The following is a 26,142-nucleotide window of genomic DNA, read 5'->3' on the forward strand; positions in this document are numbered from 1 at the left end:
GTACGCAGGGACGATTACCAATCGCCTGTTAACAACCATCATAATATGACAAACGAAACGTCCCCATGTCATTATAATATGACAAACGAAACGTCCCCATGTCATTTCCCATGTCATTCGCTAACGTCTGTCCATAAAAATAAAATATAGAAAAGAGAGGTCCCCCATGAAATCAAAAAAAATTCTAATCGTTCCATTGGTCCTTGTTTCTTTAACAGTTTTCACTTTTTCCGGTTGTTCAAAACCAGCAGAAAAACCTGCTGATACGACAACTGACGATACAAAAACTGAAAATGTCGAAAGTATGCCAAATCCAGTTGTCGAACGCACATCATCAGAAGAAGTAAGTGCTGCCATCGGCTTTACCTTTGAATCCCTTCCAGCCGATATCACCGATGTAAAATACTCCACCATTTCAAACAACCTTGCTCAAGTCACCTTCACCTCCAATGGTGTAAATTATACGGCCCGAAAAGCCGATCCCAATATCGACAATGTGTCTGGCGTTTATACCGCTTTTAAGAACGGTGAAACAAGAACTACTGCTTCTGGTACTGCCGTTATTTTTCAAAGTAATGATGATGGAATGGGCCTTGCAACATGGAAAACAGACAACTTTATTTATTCTGTTTATTGTGAATCAGGATTCGATGCAGCTGCCATGGAAGCGATTGTGAATTCCATTTCCTGATAATATTTTATTCTTCACCATAAGCGGCAAGCTAAAGGATACTACGTCTGTTGCTTAACATAGTATGTCATCTGAACATCAAAATTCCACAGGAGCAACGGATCCAGCAAAGTTTTGTTTTCCAAACAAAGCACTTCCGCATTGTTCCAGTTAAAATTAAGCATTAATGATTATTATATGTCAGGTGAGAATAGTTTTCGACATACTTTCTCACGTCACTATTCCTGAGCAGTAGATCCTAAACCGATCTACTGCTTTTTAATTTTCACTAATTTTCTGGCACACAAATTGCCACACCTTGAAATTCCCTGTTATTCCCATTACAATGTTATTATAAAACGAAAGGGGAGAAAAAATGCTAAAATTATTAAAAGGTGGTATCCGGATATTGATTATTCTGATATTAATCGGTCTGATTCCGGTGTGGGTATCAGCAAAGGGACAGATTCCAGAAAAGAATTTAATTGAAACTAAGGAAAATCAGATGACCCCAACCGAGTATTATTATGATGGTTACCTCGTTGACAATGTCGTAACTAGTTATTACCCAGCGTATGGGTCTCTAGAAAACAGCTATCTGATTAACAATGGCAATAACACGAAAAGCCTGCTGGAAGCTAATGAATTTCAAAAAATAATAGATATTGAAACTTATAACGACTCGGATGAACAAATATCAGAAAAAGAAGTTGCTTTTGAACTACCTTTGTTTGGCGCATTTTATTCCGGCCTACAGTACAACTATATCGCTTATGGTCAAGAGAATAAAGAAGAAAATAACACTAAGGAAGTCATTCGAATCGTGAAATACGATAAGAGCTTCAACCGAATTGACAGTGTTTCACTATCAGGTGGCGAAACTTTTACCGTTATCCCATTTGATGCCGGACATCCTAGTATGTGTGAAAATGGCAATGAACTCGTTCTGCATACATCACGAGAACGGTACACAACATCTGATGGGTTAAATCACCAATCTCAACTCACTGTTATTGTCGATACAGCAACAATGAGCGTGACGAATTATACCGGCGAATGGCAAACAAATCATGTCAGTCATTCTTTTTCTCAATACGTCCGATTTGATGGCAACGATCATGTTTTAATTGATCATGGTGATGGTTATCCCCGATCCATTGTGTTGAATAAAGAGATGGGTTCGCATTATCTTGAAAAAAATCTATTTGAAATAGTCGGCGAAACTGGTGAAAATTACACTGGTGTTTCGCTAGGAGGATTTGAAGTTTCATCAAGTAGCTACATAGCAGCAATAAACTCATATGAGCAGTCCTCATCTTCGTATTTGGAATATATCAAAAACCAACGGGATGGTGGGGATTTGAATAGAGATATCATATTATGCGTGTTGCCCAAGAACAATTTACAGGAGGCGAGCCAAATCACGCTCGCAAAGTATATCGGCACGAATCAAAAAGGGTCAATTCCTAAACTTGTTAAAATTTCAGACAGCAAGTTGATGGTATTATGGCAGGAATTCAACATTAAAGAATTGTATCCCGGTTTTACAAACAGCGAAATTGCTGATTTAAAATATGTAATTATTGATAGTAACGGTGTTCCTGCTAGCGCTATCCAATCTGTATCAGGTTATAAACTTTCCACATCATCACCAATTATTATTGGTGATGATGTCGTTTGGTGTACTCACGAAAATGATGTGAAAAAATTTTATACCATCCCACTGTCCGGTTCACCTAAAATAAGCGTCTCATCATTCACAGCCAATAAAGAATCCGGCCAAACCGCTGGCACACCAATTGCATTAACAGCCAGAGCCATCGGCGGCACCGGTTCCTATCAATATAAATTTTATTATACAAATGAATTACAGACATCTGTAATTCAAGACTTTTCGAGTTCTGACACGGCTAACTTTGTCGCAGATACTGCAGGCAACTATACTCTTTGGGTGGATGTGAAAGATTCATCTGGTAAAACGGCAACAAAAAGCATCGAGAATTTTCAGGTAACCGAAGCCCCTAAGCCCACTGTTAAAAGCTTTGAAACTGATAAAGTATCGGGCCAGTTTGCCAAAACAAGTATTAAACTGCGTGCCGAAGGCAATAATGGCCGTACTCCCTATGAATATAAGTTCTATTACCGGTATGGTACTGAGACCATAACTATCCAAGACTTTTCGACTGCCAATACAGCAGATTTCAAACCAGCGCAAGCCGGAACCTATGCGATAACGGTTGATGTTAAGGATGCCAAGGGTGATATCGCCTCTAAAACTATTGAGAATTATCAGATTCTGGAACCGGAGCGAGAAATTTCGACCAGTTATACCACCCATGTTCAAAACGTCGGCTGGCAGGACTGGATACATGACGGCGCAGTCAGTGGAACTGTCGGACAAGGACTGCGACTGGAAGGAATCAGGATCTATTTAATAACGAAATTGAAATATGATTTGGATGTATCTTATAGCACCCACATCCAGAATATCGGTTGGCAGGAACCCAAAAATTTCGGCTTTATCAGCGGTACAACAGGACAAGGACTGCGATTAGAAGCAATAAAAATGAATTTAACCGGCTCCGATGCGGACCAATTTGATATTTATTACCAGGTCCATGCCGAGAATTTTGGCTGGTTGGACTGGGCCAAAAATGGAGAAAATTCGGGAACGGCAGGCTTCGGTTACCGTTTAGAAGGAATTCGGATTCTGGTTGTTCCTAAAGGAGATCCGGCCCCAGGTTCCACCGCCAGGCCATTTATGCAGAACTAAAAAAAGCAACGAACTTGATTAGAGTTCGTTGCTTTTTTCGTTCAATCTCATTTTATTCTTTAGCTTGCTATTGGGCTTGTTTCATTTTCAGAAAAAACACTTCTTTTTCTGAAAATACTTCTTTATGCAACACAAAATCAAGGGTATTCTTAATATCCACAAACTGTTGCTCAGTTTCGGCTTTAAACTCCGTTAAGAAAGCCGTTTGTTCATTTCCAGAAATGGTCTCACTGCTTCACCTGGGCCCGATGCACCCTTTGGCACTACAACAATTTTGATCGCTTCCAGGCGATAGCCATAACCAGCTGTTCCTGCCGAGTCACCGTTTTTCGCCCAATCGAGCCAACCGAAATTCTGGGCATGTACCTGATAATAGATGTCATATTTGTTTGCATCTTCTCCCGTTAGCCTGATTTTAATGGCTTCTAGTCTTAACCCTTGTCCGGTTGTTCCACTCATCGCACCATCTTTCACCTCATTCTGCCATCCCAAATTTTCAACATGCGTACTGTATTGGACTCCAATTTTTTTTACATCTTTAAATTTAATCTCGATTCCCTCCAGCCTCAATGCCTGACCGGAGGTACCACTCATTTCACCATTGCTTCTGAAGCCTTGCCAACCAATGTTTTGTACATGTGTTTGATAAACACACTGAATATTCTTTTTAAATGGCTTTTCCATTGATCCAGGCGCTTCACTTCCTTTTTTCTGTATCAGAATTCTTATGGCTTCGAGTCGGTAGCCATAACCTTCACTCCCAGCACTTTCACCATTCTTCGCCCAATCCAGCCAACCAAACTGCTCAGTATAAACCTGATAATACAGATCATACTGATTGGCTTCAACTCCGGTAAGTTTGATTTGAATGGCTTCCAGCCTTAAACCTTCGCCAGATGTTCCGCTCATTTCACCATTGTTTTTAAATCCCTGCCAGCCAACGTTCTGAACATGAGTTTGATAAGTAATCCCCAGTTTTTTTGGCTCATCGGTTTTTATTTTAATTCCTTCCAATCTTAGTGATTCACCAACAGTTCCACTGACTTCACCATTTTCTTTAAATTCCTGCCAGCCGACATTTTCTAGTTGGGTTTGATAGGTACAATTGATCACTGCTTCTTCTGGTTTCATAGTAGCTGAAATCACGTATTTCGAAGCGTGACTGAATTTAAATGAAACCGCGCCATTACCAACTGTCGATTGATCCTGATATTCCAGTTTTCCATTACTTTCATTGTAATAGTATAAAGATACCAGTTTTCCATTGAAGGATACATCAATCTTGTAAGTCAATCGACCTGTAAATGGGAGTGCTCCATCATGACTGATCTCAAACTGAATGGCATCCGGATCATTTGCCAAATCTGTCAACGTTTCATTCTGAATTGATTTGACACTTATATCATAGGCCGTCAACCCTTCTGGCAGATTCGTAATGCTTGTGCCACTTATTTCCCAAAAATAATCTTCAAAGTCAAACACAAGCATGATATCTTTACCTTTTGCCGCTTCCAGAATGCTGATTGGAATGGCTTCTCCATTTCTAACGCCAATTGTGATTTTAGAACCTTCATCTGCTCTTTCAATTTCATCGATGGCTTTTTTTTCATCAATGTTTGCCGCTGATCCCGGTTCCGGTACTGGTGGTGTTGTCGGTCCTGGCGATATTGGCGGTTCTGGCGGTGTTGACGGACTTGGCGGTACTATCGGTTCTGGGTTTGTATCGGGCGATGATATTGGTGGCGATCCCGAATTAACTAATACTTCATACGTAGTACTTTTTTCACTAACGGTTATCGTAATTATTTGTTTTCCTTTCAGATTTGTGTTGAAGTTGCGACACATTTCTTTTGTCATCGGAACAACTTCCTGAGTTCCATCATCATAAAACACGTTAATTTTGCCGTTACTCACATCCAAAGTTTCGCCGATTTTGTACTCCGTTTTCGGCAATTGAATTAAAGCAATTCGTTCAACCTCCTTCTGCGCAATTTTTTCAACCTGATAGGATTTTACCTGGCTGGCAAAACCTTTTTCTGTTGCAGTTTTTCTTAACAATAAATATGATTTTAAGGGTTTTTCAATCATTGCAGTGTTGTTTATTATCGTTAATTTAGCACCCTTTTCATTCATTTCCACGGTTCCATCCTCAGCTGCTAGAAAAGTATAATCGCCGTCTGAAAGGCCGCTGACCAAATATTTTCCGTCCTGATACTTCACCGTTATATCATCCCTGATCCGATTTCGACTCGGAATAATCATTTTCGTAATGTTTCCAGCTGGATTAAACATACTCGCTTTTTTTCGAACCCACAAATACCGACTTACCATAACCGGCTCCAATTTTATTTGCTTAAGCATACATGTCACCCAGTCTACTCCGTCAAAACTGTATTCATAATCCAATCCAAAACTTTCATTGGTGCTCTCATTTTCGTAATCAATAGAGACCTTTGGTGCTTCCGGAATCGTTGCGATGGTATAGGATTTATTAAACAAGGTATCTCGTTCTGACAACAGCCGATTGGAAAAATCATCGTAGTAATCATCCAAATCGGTATAATTATATGCATTATTTTGATTTTCAATTTTGTTTAACTTATTTTGATCTTTATTTATTTTTTTGACAAAATCATTTTCATTTGCATATTTTTTAGCCGATTGAATATACGCCTTTTCTCCATTTAAACGTATTTTTATCAAATATTTCAGCGATCTCAAGGAATCCAATTCTTTTCCAGGTTTAGAAAGTGCATCCACTGAAGAATAGCTGAAAGCCAACGTTAATGCGCCAAATACTCGGAGTTTTTGATATACTTCAACTTGTCCTTCCCAATCAAAAGTATAATCAAATAGATTGAAAACTAAACCCATCGCGTCATATACTGAACCTGCCTTTACATTAAAAGCCAGATCAACCACTTTAAATGCTTGATCTAATAATTCCCCACCTCCCAACTCTAAAACCGTTTTAGTTAACTCTGAACAAAAATAATCGGATTGATCAATGTATTTTGCGTTCAAGGCTCCCTTCATTTGATCAGCTTCCTGTAAAATTGCAGAGTCTAGATAATCATATTTAAGTATTGTATCCAACAGAAATTTTGATTCTTCCTGATTAGCATTAATCATAATCATTTGTTGTGTTATTTCAGCCGATTGATTCCAATCTCCAACTAATTCATCAAGTACTTTCACGACCTTACTAATATCCTTGCAGTTTTTCGCTATTTCATCGCCATACCACTCCGCTACTTCATGAGTATCATAGAATTTTCTGATTGAAATATTCAGACCTACTGAACCAGCCTGTGAACCTACTAATGCTATCAGTCGATCACAAAATCCTTTTTCACCACCACTTTTCAAGTTAGCAGCTAATTGGCGTACACTATTCCCATCATTAGCAATACTGTTAATGATTTCTAATGATGATGCATCCTCTGGACCAGATCCCAATATCCCACTAAATGTACTCAACATCGATTTTGTAATTTTTATATATGTCTCATCAATGGAGCTATTAACAACTTCACCAAAGGACTCATCAACAAGTAAATCGCAAATAATCTTCCTTGCAATCTCTTCCATTTTGTCATTGGTAAAATAATCGATATCAAAGTTAAGAACAAGATCCGTAGATCGATACAAAGCAACGTTCCATTTTTTAAAATTATCTGAATCATCTTTACATGCCTGAATCTGATAGTAAAATTCGTTATTATCAATATCGATAATTCTATTATAGATATTAAACAGATCTTGATTCATTCTTATTTTTGCTATCTTTTCTTCAGGAAGCGATAAATCAAATAAATCAAGCTGCGTATTTCTGATCTCCACCTCAAAACCCTGTTCTTTGGCAAAGGCTTCAATTGTTTTCTGCAAATAGGCAACATCATCGTATTCAATCGCATTGTAAGCCACATATTTTTTGGTATAAGTCTCACCAACATGTAAAATATCTGGGATCTGTCCAGTCCCCAGAAACTGTTGGAAACCACTGCTATTGTGCAGAGTTGAATTTAATAACTCCACCGTGACTGCCTTCTCCCGATATTTGTTGCTAATCTCAAACTGTCGGATAAGACTTTCCGTCACATCAATTGCTGGCAGATTCAAGTCGACACCATTTTTATTTTCTAAGCCCAAATTGAAATACAGGGCATCCTCCCGTATCGTCGAGTTGATCTCGGCAATCAGTTTTACTCCTGTTAATCCATAAACCTTGATCGGCTCTGCCGTTTTAAACTCAGCTTCGACAGGTTGATTAAACTGATCCAAAATACTATTGTAATTAGCTGTCAAATCATATTCGCCAGCCTGATCACCTCTTAAAACCCAGTCAATTGTCTTTTCTTCCTGTCCGGCAAACTGATCAAAGGTAACTATTTCGGCATTCTGTCGTTCCGCAGTCTTGACGATACTCATCCCAGTGGGGACATTCAATGTAATCTGATTATGACTTAAATTAAATTCCGGTGAGGCATGATTAATCAGGTGTAGTTTAACATCAAAGAACTCTTTCAAAAATGATGCTTCAACCGGAACATCCATCAATGCAATGATCACATTGTCATCATTGTCTGCACCACCACCCGAACCGCCACCTGGGATTCCCGATCCTGAGCCATTTCCATTGGAGCTGTTCATCTTAACAACTGTAGCCGTCACCTTTCTTTGACCGGCATCAGTATCGACAATAATCGTGTTATTAATATTGGTGTTGCCGCCATTGCTGATAACCGACATCTCCAAGGGCTGTGATCCATATTGAAGAAATATTCTTACCTTCATAACTTGTTGATTCGCCGGATTACTGACATCAACCCCCGCTGCTTTGATCTCATCAAGAGTCATTCGATTTATCTCAAATTGCCCCGTTACAATCGGCTGTTTAATCATTGTGACAATTAATTCTGTCTGTGTTCCCGCCCGAACAATCAAAGATTTTTTAACTGGCAGATAGCCATCTGCGTAAGCGCCAATCGATCGTTTTTCAGCCTTTGATGTAAAAACAGCTTCACCCGATGCATTTGATTGCTTTATATTTCCTTCAGTATTGTCAATATCAAAATATATGGGAATACCCGAAATCGGATTTCCGGCTACATCAACGGTTTTAACCAACACGGTTCCCAGTAACTGGGGTTCCAGAACCGATATTTCACAGCTCGTTTCTGCTGTTTCTCCATTTTTATCGGTCACTTTCAGCCGGATGGTATAATTGCCTGTATTTTGGTAATGGTGAATAATTTTGGCTGATGATTGGGTTTTTATTTCACCGTCACCGAAGTCAAATTCATAGGTAGCGATGCCCAAATCTGCAAAAGAATCCGACCCATCGATTTGATATTCCACATTAACTTCTTGTTGGCGATCACATTTAAGGGTCGCCTCCACCTGCGGAACGCCTTGAAGCCAAACGGATTTTGTCTCGATATTACTGCAATTCCCATTCTTATCAACCGCTTCAATTTTATAACTATATACCTGATTCAATTCTACCGATGAATCGATAAAAGAATACTGACTTGCTCCATTTTGAACACTTCTTTGTCCGATTAGTTTATAAGACTGCTCATCATCTTTTCGAAAGATCCGAAAACCGGCCAGATCGGGTTCATTATCGCTTGACCATGTTAATGTAATCGCATCTGATCCTTCATTAACCGATACGTTTGTCACCACCGGCGCCAGCAAATCGACAAAATAAGTTAGCTCCTGTGAAACCCTCAACCCAAATGCATCTTCAGCTTCAATCGTTAAATATAAAGTGTCCCCATTCTTAAGCTTACTCATGGGCAAATTGCAATTGATACGCTTATAATAATTATCAACATTGTCTGTTTGTGTCAATACTGATTTTTCAGCTTCATTATTAATTGCATAAGAAAGTTTGATCGATTGCAGTTTCCAGTTATCACTGACCAATGCACCAAATACACTGTTTCCTGCTCCTATCGATGATCCGTCAGCCGGAAAAATACTCTCAATCACCGGCGCTTCCGTGTCCGAGCTCATTTGTCCTGAAACAACCGTTGATTTTCCGCTTTCATTCCCGGCCAGATCTTTTACTGCCAGACAGTAGAAATAGGTTTTATCTTTTTCAATGCTTCGATCCCAATAGTTTAGCGTTTGAATATTATTGGCAATTGCCACAAAGTTCACGGCATCGAGCGAACGGTACAAAACATAGTCGCCCAGATCCTCTTCCGTCCCCATACTCCAGGCAATTTCAATTGCTCCCGTATTGACTGACACGCTGACATTTTGTGGCACTGCCGGTGCTGTCCGATCTATTGCATATTGAACATACGGCGTTTCACTGCTTGAATCGCCCTGATTCCCGGCACGATCAACGGCTATTGCCCGCACAAAGAGGTTGCCTTCTTCAAATGAAGAAATGTCCAGAGTATGCGCTACTGTTTCCGAAGTGTTGTTTCCACTAGCGGATATTTCTGCCTGATCCTGCCAACTGATGGCATCCCGGGATATCTGAATCATCACTTTCTCAAGACTTGAATCATCTTCCGCCGTGATTCTCAATGGGATTTGGTTGACATAATATCCCGGTCCCGGCAAAATTTTAGTGATCACCGGTGGGACTGAATCCATCGCCGTCACAATTGACAACAGCTCAGAATAGACGCCAATATTTCCCAGCCGATCATAAGCAGCCACCCGGTAAACATAGGTTGAATTAGGCGTTAAACCCACCACATTGGCACCCAGTGTTTTGGTAATACTCTGAACCAGACTAAAGCTTCCATCCGGGTTCTGACGTTCCAGTCGAAAACCTGCCAAATCATTGTCGACTACATCCGCCCAGCGAATTACAGCTGTCGTTGCGGTGCTGTCATAAGACAGTCCGATGACCTTCTCGGGTCCGACATTATCAATTTGATAGGTATTGGTAAAACTGCCACTTTCATTGCCTGCTGCATCATAAGCAAGCGCCTTAACCATGATTGAGGATGCCAGCACCGCTTTTGTATTCAGTCGGTATCGACAATACGATCCGTCGTTTTCAGATAACTTCACCCAGGAAACCCCGTTGTCCTCAGAAAGGTACAGCGCAATTCTTGTCACCGCCACGTTGTCAATTGCCCGCGCATACAGCTCGGTTTCGTCGCCTAGAACCATTCCTGAGGCTGGGGTCAGTTGGGCGATCTGTGGTGACTCAAGATCCTTTTCCGAAGTTACCGCAATTGTTTTTGAAGGGAGACTTTCCTGATTATAATTATTCACCCCGACAATATAGTATTCATAACGGGTATCCGTTTCGACCTGATTGTCGGTATAGGTCAGGGTGCAGCGACCTTCAATCGTCCTGATCGGTACAAATTGTTGGCTTTCCGGGGCTTTCCGATAAAGACAATACTTATCTGTGCTGATTTCATGAGCAATTGTCCATGATAATACGATCTGATTAGTATCACCAAAAGCTACCAGATTAGTAATCTGATCAGGCCGGGTATCCTCAATCGTTATTTCTTTTTGTTTGTAACTACAAGCGCCATCAACATCGGTCAACTCAAAGATCACCGCATATGTTGACGGCTCAATTTGACTCAGATCCCAATCGACATGATACAGAGCACTCCCATCGTCCTGTTTTTCATAGGCCGTCTGTGCCGCACCAATTTGCTGTTTTGCATTGTTTTGATCAACGTAGTAAAAGATCCCGGTGGTTTTCTCATCTCCCAGCGCATCCAGATTCCCGGTATCCCTGACCTTTGCAAAGAGCTGACTATCCATCACATTGACTGTAGCAGCATCGTGATTGGTTTTAATTTCCAACATTTCCGGCTCTGCTGTTGTCGCTTCAAGACTGGCCGGATTGGTTTTTTTGCCGTCAGCAGTGACACCAAGAACCGTATATTGGATTGTTTGATTGCTTTGTGGAAGCGTATCCGTGAACGTTGCTTCTTCCGTTGTGGCAATGGGTTGGTCCGAATTATTGCGATAAATCTGATAACGGATGCTCTCAATATTTGGGATCGCCTCCCAGGTTAAGACAACCCGTTTACTATAGATTTTATCTGCTTTCAGGTTCTTAATTGCCAGTGTTGTTGTATCTGGCAAAAACTTTACCGAGCTTTTGACATGTGACCGATAAGCGGATTGATAGGAATCAAGTAAGTCAGCATGGCAATAGATAATTCCAAGGTTAGCAAAAAAACCAAAAAAACTATCCGGGTAGAAAATTGATGGCGGCACTTCTCCGTTAAAAACGAGCGTTTGAATGCTGTTGCAGTAATCAAAACTGTAAGTGCCAATTGAATTTACATTTTTTCCTAAAACAACTTCTGTTATCCCTGAACAATAACGAAATGCACAATCTTTAATTTCCTTTACACTGTCGGGTACAATAAGTTTTCCTGATAAATTTGAGCACCCTAAAAATGCATTGTAATTGATTGTTTCTAAATTTTTTGATAAATATAACTGCCCATTTAATCCAGTACACTCAGAAAATGCATTCATCCCAATTTTTGTAACACTATCCGGAATGAGCAGATCCCCTGTCAGGCCAGTACAGCCTGAATAAGCGTGTTCACCAATTTCTGACAATTTAGCTGGCAACAAAAGCGTTTGATTTAAGTGCGCACAGTTCTTAAAGGCCTGATTACCAATTTTAACCAGGCTTTCCGGTAACACTATGTGCGTAATTGTCTGGTTATTTAAAAAGGCACCTTCCCCAATTTCTGTCACCCCATCTGGAATCGTTACCTCTATTGCGTCTCCCAGATAAGCACGTAATACGCCATTTTCAATAAAAAAATCGTTCTCACAGCCAATTTCTTTAATTCGGGCTGTTGCCGGCAAGTATTTTCCATAGGCTGACTGATAGACATTGTAAGTGTCTTTCGGCACCCAAACCGTTTCTAATGAAGTCATTTCATAGAAAAAATTACTATAATCATCATGCCAGTAATCCTCACCATGCTCGGGCGGGTTTTCACCCTGAAAAATAACTTCACTGATTTTTTTGCAATTGTTAAAAGCAAATTCACCAATATTGGTAACCTGTTCGGAAATAGTTAAACAACCTTGAAGATTTGAACACCCAGAAAACGCATTCATCCCGATAATTGTTATTTTATCAGATAACCTTAATTCTCCATTGAAACCACTACACCCCGAAAATGCATTACTTCCGATAAAGGTAACATCGATCGGAACTACCAGATCGCCATTCAAACCAGAACAGTTTAAAAACACACCTTCACCAATACGGGTAACCTTTTGAGGTATGGTTAAGCCCCCTTTTAAGTTCAGGCATTCTGAAAAGGCCCGATTCCCAATACTTAATAAAGATTCCGGTAAAATTAAAGCACCATCAAAACCAGTGCAACTTCGAAAGGCATCCTCCCCAATCTTAGTAACACCTTCAGGAAAAATCAGGTTTCCACTTAGTTTCGAGCAATTATAATAGGCATAGTCACCGATTTCTTCAATTCCCAGTGGAAACACTAATTCTCCTGACAGATTTGAACAATTAAAAAAAGCTCTTTGGTCAATTATTTTTAAACTAGAAGGCAAGCTGACTTGTGTAATGGTCGAATTATTTAAGAATGCCCCCGCTCCAATTTTTCTTATCCCTTCGGGTATTGTCACCTGGCCAGCTGTACCGAGGTATGCTTCAAGAACACCGTCATTAATTACAAACTCATCGGTATTTCCTGCTTCCAAAAGTCTTACCGTTTGAGGCAAGCCTTCACCAAAAGCAGCTGAATAAAGCGCATAGGTTCCTTTGGGGATCCAAACCGTTTTTAGCGCTGGCATGAACATGAATGGATTACAAAAATTATTGGCACCATCTACTGGCGGTACATTACCTGTAAAAACTACTTCCGAAATATTGTTACACGATGTAAAAGCTCCAACGCCGATAACCTGCAACTTACTCGATACTGTCAGAATCCCGCTTAATCCATAGCAGTACGAAAATGCATAGGACCCTATCTCAGTCACATTGTCAGGAATTACCAATTCCCCAGTCAGCCTCGTACACCATGCGAAGGCAAGCTCACCTATTTTATTTAAACTCTGGGGTAATATTAACTGACCACTTAAGCCAGAACAGTTATTAAAAGCCTGATATCCTATTTCTGAAAAACCTTCTGAGAATTTCAGGCTGTTTAGCGAACTACATGAACGAAAGGCGTAGTTCTTTATTACTTTAACTCCTTGAGGAATTACCAACGTTCCCCATATTTTTGAACACCTATCATAGGCCCCTTCACCAATTTCTGATAGGGTTTCTGGGAAGATGAGTTGATCGTCAAGATTCGTACAAAATTCAAAAGCACGGTCACCAATTTTAACCAAACCCGAGGGTAGCCTAACATGCGTTATCGACTGATTGTTCTGAAAAGCTTCGGCTCCAATTACGGTCACTTCTTCGGGAATGACAACCTCTGTGGCATTACCCAGGTATTTTGTCAGCACGCCGTTTTCGATGACAAAATCGCTGTCTGCTTCACTGGCGGTTAGGGACTGCACACTTCTTTGAGTATCGATTTCGGACACCGGTTTGTCTGTATTAACAGTACAATCAAACGAGGCTTTCAGCCCTGCCAGCTTACCGGTAATTTTGGCAATCCCTGGAGAAATTCCCGTGATCGTGCCACTTTCATCAACCGAAGCAAACGCCGGAGCTGATGATTCCCACTCAATCGGCTGATTTTGCAGAAATGATAGTGCGTGTACTAATTGAGCTTTCGCCGTTTCATCAGGTTTTATAACCGTTTTATCGGAACTCACCCTGATCCCATCGGTCACCACGGTTACCCAGCCATACTGTTTATCCTGCAGGTACTTGGCTATAAAACTTCCCTCATTACAATATAGGGTAAACCGCCCTTTTTCTTCAAACAGCCCCTCGCCAACATTAGTAATACTATCCGGCATCACCAACGCTTTGATAATAAGCGTTTCATCAAACGCATCACTCTTAACGGTTTCCACCCTGTAATCACAACCAAGATAGTTGACGGTTTCAGGTATGACAATCACTCCATAATTTACCTCTGTCGCCTCCCGCTCATCAAGAAAATAAATTATTTCAGCCGTTCCGGGTTTTCCATCCTGTGCATCTGTTACAACACGAAAGGTAAAACTATTTTTAACAAATTCGACTTTTTCGTTTTCAACCAGTTGCTCCAGATTATCTCCAAACGATTCCGGCAAAGTCTGAGTTTGACCTCCATCAGAATGATCCGTGGCCAGTTCTTCTGCCAATGCATTCACCGGCAACGTTGTGATCAGCATCATGATTACTAAACAAATCGATGCGATGCGTTTAATTAACACTTTTTTCATTTTCAATCTCTGTTAACGTGTTATTCCGTTAACCCCTTTTCTTATTACTTTTTATACCATCCAAATTGATAGCATTATGGATTTTGAACAATCCGTATGCGGATTGCTTCAATATGTTGATTTTTTCCGTTTGTTCCGGCCAGCTGATCATCGCCCACCCATGGCTGCCAGTCATTCTCATCGATGATCTTAACCTGATACTGTACCGAATAGTCCGGCATATCGATAAGTTTTATTTGGATTGCGTCTAAATAGCACTCCTCGACGTCTGTTCTTCCTGCCATTTCGCCTTCATTCACCCAATCCAACCAACCAAGTCCATCACCTACTTTAGCTCCCATATAAGCACGATACTGAATTGTACCACCTGCCGGGATACCCCCTTCTGACGGTTCCGGCAATTCAATTTGTACCGCCTTTATTGGGTGGTTCTGTCCCAAGGTTCCAGCCAGCTGACCTGAACTGAACCAATCCTGCCAGCCAATTGTATCAACAAAAGTCTGATACTGTACCGGCAGTATCTTTCCAACCGTCAGATAGGCACTCTTATTGATGCGAAGAATACTGCCATCATTTTTTACCAGTACCGCTTCTGCAACAATATTAAGATTACTATTTAATTGCCGGTCAGTGATTGTGACATCAAAACTACCCGTTTGAAGTGCTGCCCGTTGGGCCTCGCCCAGCTCAATTCCGAGCAGATCGGATAGTCTGATCTCTTTGCCATCATTTTCTGTAACCGTAGTGTTGTCAACATTAATGGTCTGGTTAAAAGCACTTACTGTCATCGTTTCACCTACTTCCAGTTTCCGATCCAGGGTGATAATCGCATCGGAATAGTAGTCGGCCAGGCTTTCCTGATGGCTCTGACTTAAGCCACCAAGATATGTCACTGTAAATGCCGCGCCGCTAAAATCTCCATTGACAATGACTGAATTTGTGTAAGCTCCTATATAATCCGCCGGTAATATCAGCGCCATGGTTTTTTCGGTCAGAATCCTGGGCCATACATCCGGTTTTTCCAGCATCGGTTGAACGATTAAGCCGATATCCGAGTCGAGATTATAATCCCCCACCGTGATGACATAATCGCCTGATTTTTCTGATGCAAGGTCTTCATTGGTCCTGTTTTTTTGCATCAACTCCGATAACCGGATGCCATAGATATTAAAGTTGTCTTTATCCAAATTGATTTCATCACCATCCACAAGTAGTGTCAATGTTTCATTATCAGTCAGGGGACGGTCTGGATACAGCCATTCATCCGCATAATAACCAGCGATACCGTCATTTTCTTCAGTAGTGAGATCGCCGGCATAAGCAATCGTGAATTTTTTGTTATATGCCCATACTGTCATTGAATCAAGATACGCATCGATGCACGCCCGTTTGACATACATTCCCCTTAATATTTCCAAATGGACAATATTGAAATTTGATTTTCCCGAAGACAGCGCAACGGATTTCGAATACGCTTCATACGTTTCAAACCATGGGGATATGTTAATTGAAGCCCCATTCATCGAAGCCTTGAAGAATTCCTCACTATTTCTCGTCGTGCAGGGATAGATTACCAATGTATGGTCTTCTATCAGACTTATATCTTTCAGGGTTATGGTAAACTCAACCTGATTATTTGATACCAGATTTTCCGCTCCCAGGGTAATATCCAATAATTTTGACAAAGCCACTTCATTTCCATTAAAATCATCCTTAGAAACAGTCGTGGTTTTTCCGTGTGCTGTTAATTCCAGCTCTTCACCATCCTTAAGGGGGTTCTCAAAAGAAATCAGGATGTCGCTATACAATCCCTGCAGAATCCTTTTCTGTTCAGCGGTTAGACTATTGGGATAGGTTACCTTAATGCTTTTTTCTGAGGTTTCATAGGTTGGTACATAGGCTTCCAATGCTGCCATATAGGCCCGGGCTTCTGCATCAACCTTTGCATTTGCAATCGCACCTTTTACCGCGGTCTGCACTGCAGCCTTATTTACAAAGGTATCGACCTGCAATAAAACCACGCCCACCAGATTCTTTCCAATGGCATCAAACGATCCATAGCCAGTTAGATCCAAGCCCAATCCATTCGTATTCAACAGGGCCACAAAGGCTTCACTGCTGGCGGCATTGTTAAATTGCGCCAGTAACAACTCTTCAGCCGTCGGCCCCACTGGTGGTGTCGGTGGGGTCGGTGGGGTTGGCGGAGCTGGCGGGTCGGGTTCCGGCGTAGGAGTCGGCGTTGGCGGCGGGGTTGGGGGTAACGGTGGAGTGGGCGGGGTCACAACCGGCGGCACGGTCACCGCTGGGGCAACCGTCTCTTCCACTGGTGCCTGTTCAAAGGTAATACCATCCGAATTGACATTGGCTTTCTCAATGGTACCTTCCCCCTTCATATCAACCGAAGCATTCAGATCCATATTGTTGACCGTTGTTTTCTCATCCAAGGTAATTTCAGACCCGGTGGCACCTGTGGCGACAACCATCTCTTTAATGGTTGTTTCCCCCTGGGTGGAAATCTTTACATCCGGTGCGTCAATCTGGACATTTTCAAAGGCACCTTCCAATATGATATCCTCACCACCGGCATCTTCAGAAACAACTACTTCCAGACCCTCGGCATTGGTTGCGACAATCCGCACCTGGCCGCTGGATGTCTGCTGAATGGTAATTTTATTATAGTCGCCACCGTTAATGTGAATACTATTCTTACCACCGCCCCGAACAAAGGTTTCACCATCAACGGTAATGTTGTTTAAGGTTACATCCCCTTCGCCAACACCTTCGCCGATGATTAGATTACCTTTGATATGAAGGTTTTGTAAGACAACACCGGTCACATCAATGGTGACATCTTGATCGATGACATCTAAACCGGTTTTTGGCCCGAATGTACCGGCTTTATCATAAACGGTGATTTTTGTCACCGCCACCAGTTTCTGCTGCGCATCTTTAATTGCTTTTGTTGCCAAATCAACCTTTGCCTGTTGATCGCCCATTTTTACTGCCTTGGCTTTTACCAATGCCTGGTAGGTTTTCCATGATTCGGGAGTATAGTCTGCTTCTTTGACCAGCGTTAACGCTTCATTGTAAGCGGTCAAATCGGTTGTTTTGACGATTTTAATTTGGAGTTCTTCTAACCGCAGGCCGGAACCGGTAGTACCAAGCTCTTCACCATCCTTCACCCAGCCCCACTCGCTGTCAGCTTGCGGAATATCGCCACGGTTTTCAACATGACCGCGGTAATAAACCGAGTAACCAGGAAGATTCACCAGGCTTATTTTTATGGCTTCTACCCGTTGACTTTCGCCTGCCGTTCCGGCGAACACGCCATTTTTAACAGAACCCATCCAGCCTTCATTTTCAACATGAACCGCATAGACAATACCGGCACTCTCCGGCACATCACCCGTCAGTTTAATCCAGAAGCCTTCAACCCGTAAGCCTTGCCCTCTGGTACCTAACGCATCTGGTCCGGTGACCATCGTCCCCTCCGGTTTTGGCATATTGCCCTGGTTTTGGACATGCCCCCGGTACGCTACCCCAATTTCCTCAGTTGCGGTTTTTTCCGCCGACTCGGTGGCGGCAAAAACACCAGCCGAGAAAACAATCGAAAGTAATACCATCATCAACAGCATTGTCGCTGTTAGTTTAAATCTCTTTTTCATGTCTCATTCACACTTTTCCTTTCAAATTTTATCCTCATCATGCATCAGTTTTCTACAGCTATAAACGTAATTGCCTCAAAAGATGGCGTATTATTAAAGTTTTATCCAGTTAATATCGGTTCTGGGGATATAGCTGTTAATAATGCCAAAAGCGTCTTCTTTTGTTATCTGCCGATTATTGTTGTTTGCATCGGTTAAATAATACTTCGCTATCCCGTCCTGGCCATCAAACTCAACGTTTCGGACAATATTTTGGGTATTCCCAGCAAGCTCGTAAAAATTAAAGTGCTGACTGACGGCACCACCACTGCCGCTGCATTTTATGACATTGTTCTCGCAAATCGTATAGATGGCACGGTGTCCCATGGTGAACGTACTGAATATTCGTTCCGGTTGCCCTTCAACTAAGCGGTATGTATCAATTATTCGATACATTGTCTGCGGGTCACCGTATGGACTGTTGGCATTTCTGCTATGATAGCCAGCAATTATTAATTCCGGAATTGAATCCCCAGATAAATCTTCCAACATATAGTACAACGGTTCGTCATATTCATAAGGTGAAAACGCCTGCGTCACATTTGGCAAACTTTTGATGACTGTTTTTGAAAACTTATTCGCTTCAGCAACACGATACTCCTCTAAAATTGATTCATAGGCCGCTGTCGGATTCTTGTAAAAGGGCTTTTCTTTGTTCACTTGGCCGCTTGGTGCGGCTGCGCCTTTTGCTACAATTTGAATCTTAATACCTTCTAATCGATAGCCATATCCAGCCGTCCCAGCGCTTTCACCATTTTTAGCCCAGCCCAACCAGCCCATATTCTGGGCGTGAACCTGATAGTAAATATCAAACTTTGCGGCATCCGCACCCGTCAGTTTGATTTGAATCGCTTCGAGACGGTACGATAGTCCTTCGGTGCCACTCATTGCATCGTCAGATTTCCACCCACGTGACGTTTCAGCTTCCCAACCAATATTCTGAATATGCGTCTGATAGGAAATGCCAAGATCATAGCCCTTTGTATCCAACTTGATTTTGATCCCCTCCAAACGATAGGACTTACCCGCCGTACCACTCATTGCACCATTACTTTTGTAGTCCTGCCAACCCTCATTTTGTACATGGGTACTGTAACTGACACTTGGTGTTTCCGTCGCCAATGCAGCGGCTGGCATCATTACACCAGTAAGCAGCAGCAGGGTCGATAAGAATACTGACCTTTTTATAATCATCTTTTTCATGACACATTCTCCTTAAAAATAATTCGATTTACGACGATCCTTTACCAGAATAGTTAAACGAGGCAATTGTTTTGTATGCTTTTAGATAAACACACCACAAGTATTGTTACCTGCAGGGTGCTTATATTCGTCATTTATTTTATTTGTTTCACCAACTACCTCGGCTTAGTTATTTGATCCGCCGCTTCTCTTCCTTGTTATCCTTCATAGAGTACGACAGCAGAAGCCTCTCCTCGTCTCCTTCATTTATAAAGCTCGCTCGACAATGTGCTTCCCAATTCCCAAAGCCCGGCTTAACTGACGTATGCTGGCGCCGGATTTGCGATAGGCCGCGGCAATCAGATCATTTCGTTCACTGACAGGCAATGCCAATAGCACTGCGTAACGTCCATCACGAGACAAAATTTCTCTTAATTGAGCATCGGTACATTTTATCGTTTCGACAATCTCCAGGCAACCATCCTCTGTGACTGCCCTGGTAAAGTTTTCAAAATCAGTGAATGTTTTAAAATAATCCCGAACCACCTGGGTGTTAACACCTGCGTATTCCCCCCCCGTGTCAAATGAAATCCGGTAATTTTTGTAACTGCTGTATGGGTATTCTCCGGGATCGCTGACTAAATGAGCTTTAACAGGGTTCCGATGAATGTAGCGGGTGACTACCAGCAAGTAACGATCATCCTCCACGACCTCACTGTGATAACGGTTCTGAAACAAATGCCCGGTTCGTCCATATTTTTTATTGTGAAACAGCACATATCCCACCGTGAGCCGTTTTATACTGATTCCCAGTTCCTCGCCTTCTTTAACCAGTAAATGAACATGATTATCCATCAGGCAATAAGCATAAACCTCCAGCCCACCAATTTCTTGAGCACGGCGCAGCTTATCCATAAACACATCCCGGTCTTCCCCATCATAAAAAAGACTTCGCCCATCCAGCCCTTTCAGAATGACGTGATAGATTCCGGTTTCACTTTGAACCCGCGGTCTTCTTCCCATTTTGAAACCTCCGTACTTAGCGAACTTGTTGTCACAATCAACCATCGCTCGAAAAACCTAAATATCCCCAAATCGCTTATTTGACAAACACCCCACAAGTATTGCTACCTGCAGGGTGCTTATGATCATTATTTGTTTTATTTTTGTTCACCAACTCCCGCTGGCTGGGTCATTTCCTGCTACAACGCTCCGCTTCGTCATCCTTCACAGAGTGCGACAAGGGAAGCGTCCCCTTGTCTCGCCCCTGACGAGCAAAGGGCATGCCCATAGCAAACTTCTGATACATGACCTGGGCTGCCAGGGAAGGTGTGGCAATGGAATGAGCAAGTACCGGCACCGGGACAGCCGCTTTCTGAAAATGATCCTTGGGATTGTCACTGCCTTCTTTGCCGCACTGGGTACACTTGGCAATCTGCTGGACAATCTGCTTCACCTTCAGTTTGGGCGGTTCATAGGTCACTTCGGTTCGGACGATCCGTTTGCCGATGACCATAAGGTCTCCACCGCACTTAAAGCAGGACTCATCCGGGCCAATGATGTACTCTTCAATCTCCTTTGGAAGACCGGCCAGCATTTCCTGACGGACTCCGGGTTGGCGGGCTTTCCGGGTATGACTGGGGACGGTTATTTTCTGCTGTTCACCAAACAGTTCTTTGGCAAGCTCCTGCGCTGTTTCAAACAGGGACAGCTGTCCATCCAGGTTTTTTGTTGTTTCGGTGGAGGAACCAAACAGTTTCTTTCTGGCCTGCAGCAACGCCTGCACCATGTTTTCAATCCGGATATTCTGTTTGGCAATGATTTCGTCTTTGGCGGCCAGTTCTTCTTTCTGTTTTTCCACCAGCGCCCGGAGTAGTAGCAGTTCTTCTTGTCCTGTCATCCGTATCCATTCCTTTACTTTTCATTGGTACTATTATACCATTTTCAGCTTCAAAATGCTACCGTTTTTATTGACAAAAAACCTTTAAAACGGCTTTTTAAAGCCGTTTTTGAAGTCGCTTCAGGAGGTTTTAGACTGGTTAAAAGCAGCTATTCTCAAGCGTCATTGTCACCGGCTGAAGGGCTTTTTTCTGCTCGATTTCAAGCCCCTGAAGCAACCACTGAACCTGCTGGCCGGTTATTTCTCTGACTTCCGATGGGGTTCTGGGCCACTGAAATTTCATGCCGTTGAGCAGCTTCTTGCTGGCCAGAATAAAGCCGTTGCCATCGTAACGCAAAACTTTAAGGGCATTTCTTTTCCGGTTGCAGAAGATAAAGGCACATTTGTCAGAGAAAGGATCAAGCTTGAACTCCATGTTGACAACCATGGCCAGTCCATCCATCTGTTTTCTGAAGTCCCCCTGTGTTAGGATAGTTGTCAGGTAGAGAAAAATACTTTATTATAGTAATTAACAAAGATGAAGGAGCCACCTGATGACACGATACAGTAAGGAATTCAAAGACAACATTATCAAACAGATGATGCCCCCAGCCAATAAATCAGTTAACCAGCTTGCGGCGGAAACTGGGGTTTCAGAACACACTCTATATGCATGGAAACGGGCTGCAAAATCAGCCGGCATTGCGGCACCAGCCGGTGAATCATCATCGGAACGCTGATCAAGTGAAGATAAATTTTTAATCGTTCTTGAAACCGCAACAATGAACCAGGCTGAACTGGCGGCTTATTGTCGGGAAAAAGGCCTGTATGTTGAGCAGGTTGAAGCCTGGAAAGACTTCTGCATCAATGCCAATGGCGGAGTTGCCGAACAATCCAAATCTCTTCAGAAAAATTTGAAGGAGAAGGAAAAGGAAGTCAAACAATTAAACAAAGAATTACGCCGTAAAGAAGCCGCACTTGCTGAAACAGCCGCTCTGTTGGTGCTCAGAAAAAAGGCCCAAGCGGCTTGGGGGGATCACGAGGAAGACTGATCAATCTCACCGACCGCAATTTAGCCGTTACCTTTATTGATGAAGCGATTCAAAATGGCGCCAGACAGTCACGAGCCTGCCATGAGCTAAATATCAGTGAACGCACCTACACCCGCTGGAAAAATCCCCGGACACCAATGGAAGATCAGCGCCCTTTAGCAAAACGACCGGTCCCAGCTAACAAACTGTCCCGTGAGGAGCAGCTTGAGATTCTTGAAATCGTCACTTCCGATGCCTACAAAAGCTTACCGCCCAGCCAGATTGTTCCCCGACTGGCTGATGAGGAAGGCCGTTATCTGGCTTCGGAATCCACCTTTTACCGGGTATTGAGGGAAGAAAACATGCAGCACCATCGGGGCAGAACCGCCAAACCCCAGACACGACCCATCTCAACCCATAAAGCAACCGGTCCCAATCAAGTCTGGATGTGGGACATTACGTGGTTGCCAAGCGGCGTAAAAGGTTTTTATTATTATCTCTATCTCATCCTCGATCTGTACAGCCGAAAGATCGTCGGTTGGGAAATATGGCCGGAAGAATCGGCTGAAAATGCCAGTATTCTTGTTAAAAAAGCCGTTGTATCCGAAGGGTGTCTACACCGAACCCAACCACTTATTCTGCATTCCGATAATGGCAGTCCGATGAAAGGGGCAGCTTTACTCGAAACTCTCTATAAATTGGGCGTTGCCACATCACGAAGCAGACCACGGGTAAGTAATGATAATGCCTATGCCGAATCCATCTTCAGAACCGTCAAATATCGGCCTGATTATCCTTATAAAGGCTTTTCGGATATTGACAAAGCACGGAAATGGGTGCTCAACTTCACCCGTTTTTATAATTACGAACATCGTCATAGCGGACTAAACCAGCTTACTCCGGTACAACGGCACAGTGGGATCAGTGAACAAATTTTTGCCAATCGGATCGCTGTCTATCAGGCTGCAAAGGATAAAAATCCCAATCGCTGGTCGCGTCATATCAGAGATTGGTCTCTGCCAGATGTTGTATGGTTGAATCCTGAGCGCTCAGAAATCCTGATGCTGGATTCACTTGAAGAAGCTTGATTTTAAAACGTTTACTGTCAAAATTTATTTCAATTAAAACTGCCAACTATCTTGACAACTACCGAAGTCTTGGATAGGTTATACTAAATAGGACAGTTATTATTCGGACATGTTATAATAAAAAACGATAGAAAAGAGGAAATAACATGTCACAGTATACCGATGAATTTAAAAAGCAAATCGTTAATCTTTATAATAATGAGAAGTCGCCTTCTGAGATTATGAAAGAATACAAAATAGCAAGGTCAACCTTACACAAGTGGGTAAAAAATCATAATGGTACCCAATCATTTAAGGCCAAGGATAATCGAAGTCTTGAAGAAATTGAACTTCTGGCACTCAAAAAAGAACTGACTCAACTACGAATGGAAAATGATATTTTAAAGCAGGCAGCACTGATAATGGGACGAAGATAGCGATTATTAAAGCAAATCGTGACAAGTACAGTGTCAGTGCAATGTGCCAATTTTTACAGATAGCCAGAAGTACCTATTACAATGAAAGCAGCCCTAAATCTCACTGCTGTGCAAATGAGAATCTAATTATTTCAATTTTCAGAAAGAGCCGTAATAATTATGGCACCCGGAAGATTAAGATAGAATTAGCTAAAAAAGGGCTTCAACTTTCAAGACGCAAAATCGGTAAAATTATGAAGAAATACGCCCTAGTATCGAAATATACAGTCAAGCATTTTAAAGTTCATAAAACGACTTGCAATGAAGAAAAAACAGCCAATCTTGTCGCTCGAAAATTTGATCAACGTCCATTGTTAGAAGTCGTCGTCAGCGATTTGACTTATGTTAATGTGAATGGCAAGTGGCAATATATTTGCATTCTGCTTGATATTTTCAACCGTGAAATTATTGGTTATGCTGCGGGCAAAAACAAAGATGCGACACTCGTTTATAAAGCTTTTTCTACTGTTAAGTCCAATCTGGCTGAGATCGCTATTTTTCATACTGATCGTGGCAATGAATTTAAAAATAAACTGATCGACGAACTACTGAGCACCTTTAATATTCAACGATCATTAAGCAAAAAAGGGTGCCCTTATGATAATGCCGTAGCCGAAGCTACATTTAAAATTATCAAAACAGAATTTGTGTTTAATGAAACTTTCAGTGACCTGGCAACATTGGAGTACCAATTATTTGACTATGTCAATTGGTTTAATAATGACCGGATTCATGGCTCATTGGGCTATCTTTCACCAGTCGATTATAAGCATATGATGTCCGCGTAATTTTTGTCCAAAAAAGGGTTGCCTATCCATCTGTAGCACCACAGGCAATGTAAATATGGGTTGTGCCTCTGATAAACCGATCCATCATGACTGTGAAAGCTGACGGATAAACTGCGTTGCCAGGGAGATATCACGGTGATCCGACAGAATCAGTTCAAAACCCCGCCATCGGATAATCAATCCCGCTTCCGTTATTCGCTCATCAGAAGCCACCGGCATTTCCAGTTTTGCAAACAGTGGCGTTGTAGTATTTTTTTCAATTGGCTCCATCTTTTCTTTTCGGATCCGCTGCTTCCAATAATAGAAAGTGTGTTTGCTGATCTGCTTTTCGGCACACCAGGTGTCGACGGTCATTCCACTGTTTGCCTGTTCTTCAAAACGCCCTTCCCAAAGCTGTCTTTTTGATTCGTCCATTGTATTCTTAACCTCCCGAACGTACTTTAGGTTAGTCTACAATAATTCGACCTGTTTTGCACTACGCTATCTTTTGAATCGCTTACTCTTTTTTTCGATTATTCGACAAACACCCCACAAGTATTTCTACCTGCAGGGTGCTTATATTCATTATTTTTTTACTTTTGCCCACCAACTCCCGCTGGTGGGGTTATTTGATGCGACACCTGCTTCGCCATCCTTCAGTGCGACAACAGAAATGCTCCCTCGATCTAAATCTACTTTCTGATTGGCCAGCCTCCGCATTTTGGACAATTTGATGGTTTATCAGAACTGCTAGGATAAATATAACCGCAATTGCCACAGGCCCAAAAAAACGACCTTACAATGTGATTCTTGATTTTAGAAAATACGCTCAATATTATTCCTCCTTCTAAAAAACATAACTTTTCATTCCCTTTAGCTTAACCTATAAGTTATTAGGCGTCGTTTGCCGCACCACTACTTACGTATAGTGCGACAACCGAAACGCCCCCGCTGGGGCTATCAAACCCCCAACTCAACAAGTTAAGTGGTACCAGGCACCATTGGCGCACTGACAGGCACCGTCTCCACTATGATATTGTCGTTTCGTTTTTTGACGTGTATGCAGTTTTATTGCCTGCCTCGTCTTCCACCACCACGTTGAAGTAGTATCCTGTTGATGCCGTCAATCCTGTTACATTATATGTTCCAATATCACTTGTGCCTCCGGCATTTAACAGTGTCCCATTTGTTGCACANTTTTCTTTGGTATCGATGTTGTTGCTTGTTGATTTATATACATAATATTTTAAATTTCCCTGTGC

General features: G+C 42.1%; 10 protein-coding genes and 1 pseudogene. 4 read left to right on the top strand and 7 right to left on the bottom strand.

Annotated features, from left to right (window positions below):
* Positions 1-166: 166 nt before the first annotated feature.
* Positions 167-691, top strand: coding sequence for a hypothetical protein (locus tag A3KS_RS0118290; RefSeq protein WP_026396123.1), 525 nt, complete (start codon positions 167-169; stop codon positions 689-691).
* Between the two features lie 355 nt (positions 692-1,046).
* On the top strand, positions 1,047-3,443 hold the full coding sequence (locus A3KS_RS22955; RefSeq protein WP_051355992.1) for a hypothetical protein: 2,397 nt from the start codon (positions 1,047-1,049) through the stop codon (positions 3,441-3,443).
* A gap of 192 nt (positions 3,444-3,635) precedes the next feature.
* Here the strand turns inward: A3KS_RS22955 and A3KS_RS21980 are convergent, their stop codons facing one another.
* The 6 genes from A3KS_RS21980 to tnpB form a co-directional block, all read right to left on the bottom strand.
* Positions 3,636-14,774, bottom strand: a complete 11,139-nt coding sequence (locus A3KS_RS21980; RefSeq protein ID WP_035356734.1) for a leucine-rich repeat protein — start codon at positions 14,772-14,774, stop codon at positions 3,636-3,638.
* 74 nt (positions 14,775-14,848) lie between these two features.
* Positions 14,849-18,439 carry an Ig domain-containing protein gene (locus A3KS_RS0118305; RefSeq protein ID WP_026396124.1) on the bottom strand — a complete coding sequence of 1,197 codons (3,591 nt, stop codon included), beginning with the start codon at positions 18,437-18,439 and terminating at the stop codon, positions 14,849-14,851.
* Between the two features lie 93 nt (positions 18,440-18,532).
* Positions 18,533-19,681, bottom strand: coding sequence for a hypothetical protein (locus A3KS_RS22960; RefSeq protein ID WP_051355993.1), 1,149 nt, complete (start codon positions 19,679-19,681; stop codon positions 18,533-18,535).
* A gap of 246 nt (positions 19,682-19,927) precedes the next feature.
* Complete coding sequence (locus tag A3KS_RS0118315) at positions 19,928-20,683, bottom strand: transposase (protein WP_026396125.1); 756 nt, start codon at positions 20,681-20,683, stop codon at positions 19,928-19,930.
* A gap of 169 nt (positions 20,684-20,852) precedes the next feature.
* Complete coding sequence (locus A3KS_RS0118320; protein WP_026396126.1) at positions 20,853-21,560, bottom strand: IS66 family transposase zinc-finger binding domain-containing protein; 708 nt, start codon at positions 21,558-21,560, stop codon at positions 20,853-20,855.
* 139 nt (positions 21,561-21,699) lie between these two features.
* On the bottom strand, positions 21,700-22,053 hold the full coding sequence (gene tnpB, locus A3KS_RS0118325) for an IS66 family insertion sequence element accessory protein TnpB (protein WP_026396127.1): 354 nt from the start codon (positions 22,051-22,053) through the stop codon (positions 21,700-21,702).
* Between the two features lie 40 nt (positions 22,054-22,093).
* Here tnpB and A3KS_RS0118335 point away from each other — a divergent pair.
* Positions 22,094-23,658, top strand: a pseudogene (locus tag A3KS_RS0118335) (IS3 family transposase).
* A 146-nt stretch (positions 23,659-23,804) separates the two neighbouring features.
* A protein-coding gene (locus A3KS_RS0118345) for an IS3 family transposase (protein WP_242834795.1) occupies positions 23,805-24,901 on the top strand; the annotation gives its coding sequence in 2 pieces (ribosomal slippage) (positions 23,805-24,039 and positions 24,039-24,901; 1,098 coding nt in all).
* 84 nt (positions 24,902-24,985) lie between these two features.
* Here the strand turns inward: A3KS_RS0118345 and tnpA are convergent.
* Positions 24,986-25,315 carry an IS66 family insertion sequence element accessory protein TnpA gene (gene tnpA / locus A3KS_RS0118350; protein WP_026396131.1) on the bottom strand — a complete coding sequence of 110 codons (330 nt, stop codon included), beginning with the start codon at positions 25,313-25,315 and terminating at the stop codon, positions 24,986-24,988.
* Positions 25,316-26,142 lie beyond the last annotated feature (827 nt).

Origin of the sequence: Acetobacterium malicum subsp. dehalogenans DSM 11527 (assembly GCF_000472665.1) — a bacterium.
In the GTDB taxonomy this organism is placed as follows: Bacteria; Bacillota; Clostridia; order Eubacteriales; family Eubacteriaceae; genus Acetobacterium; species Acetobacterium malicum.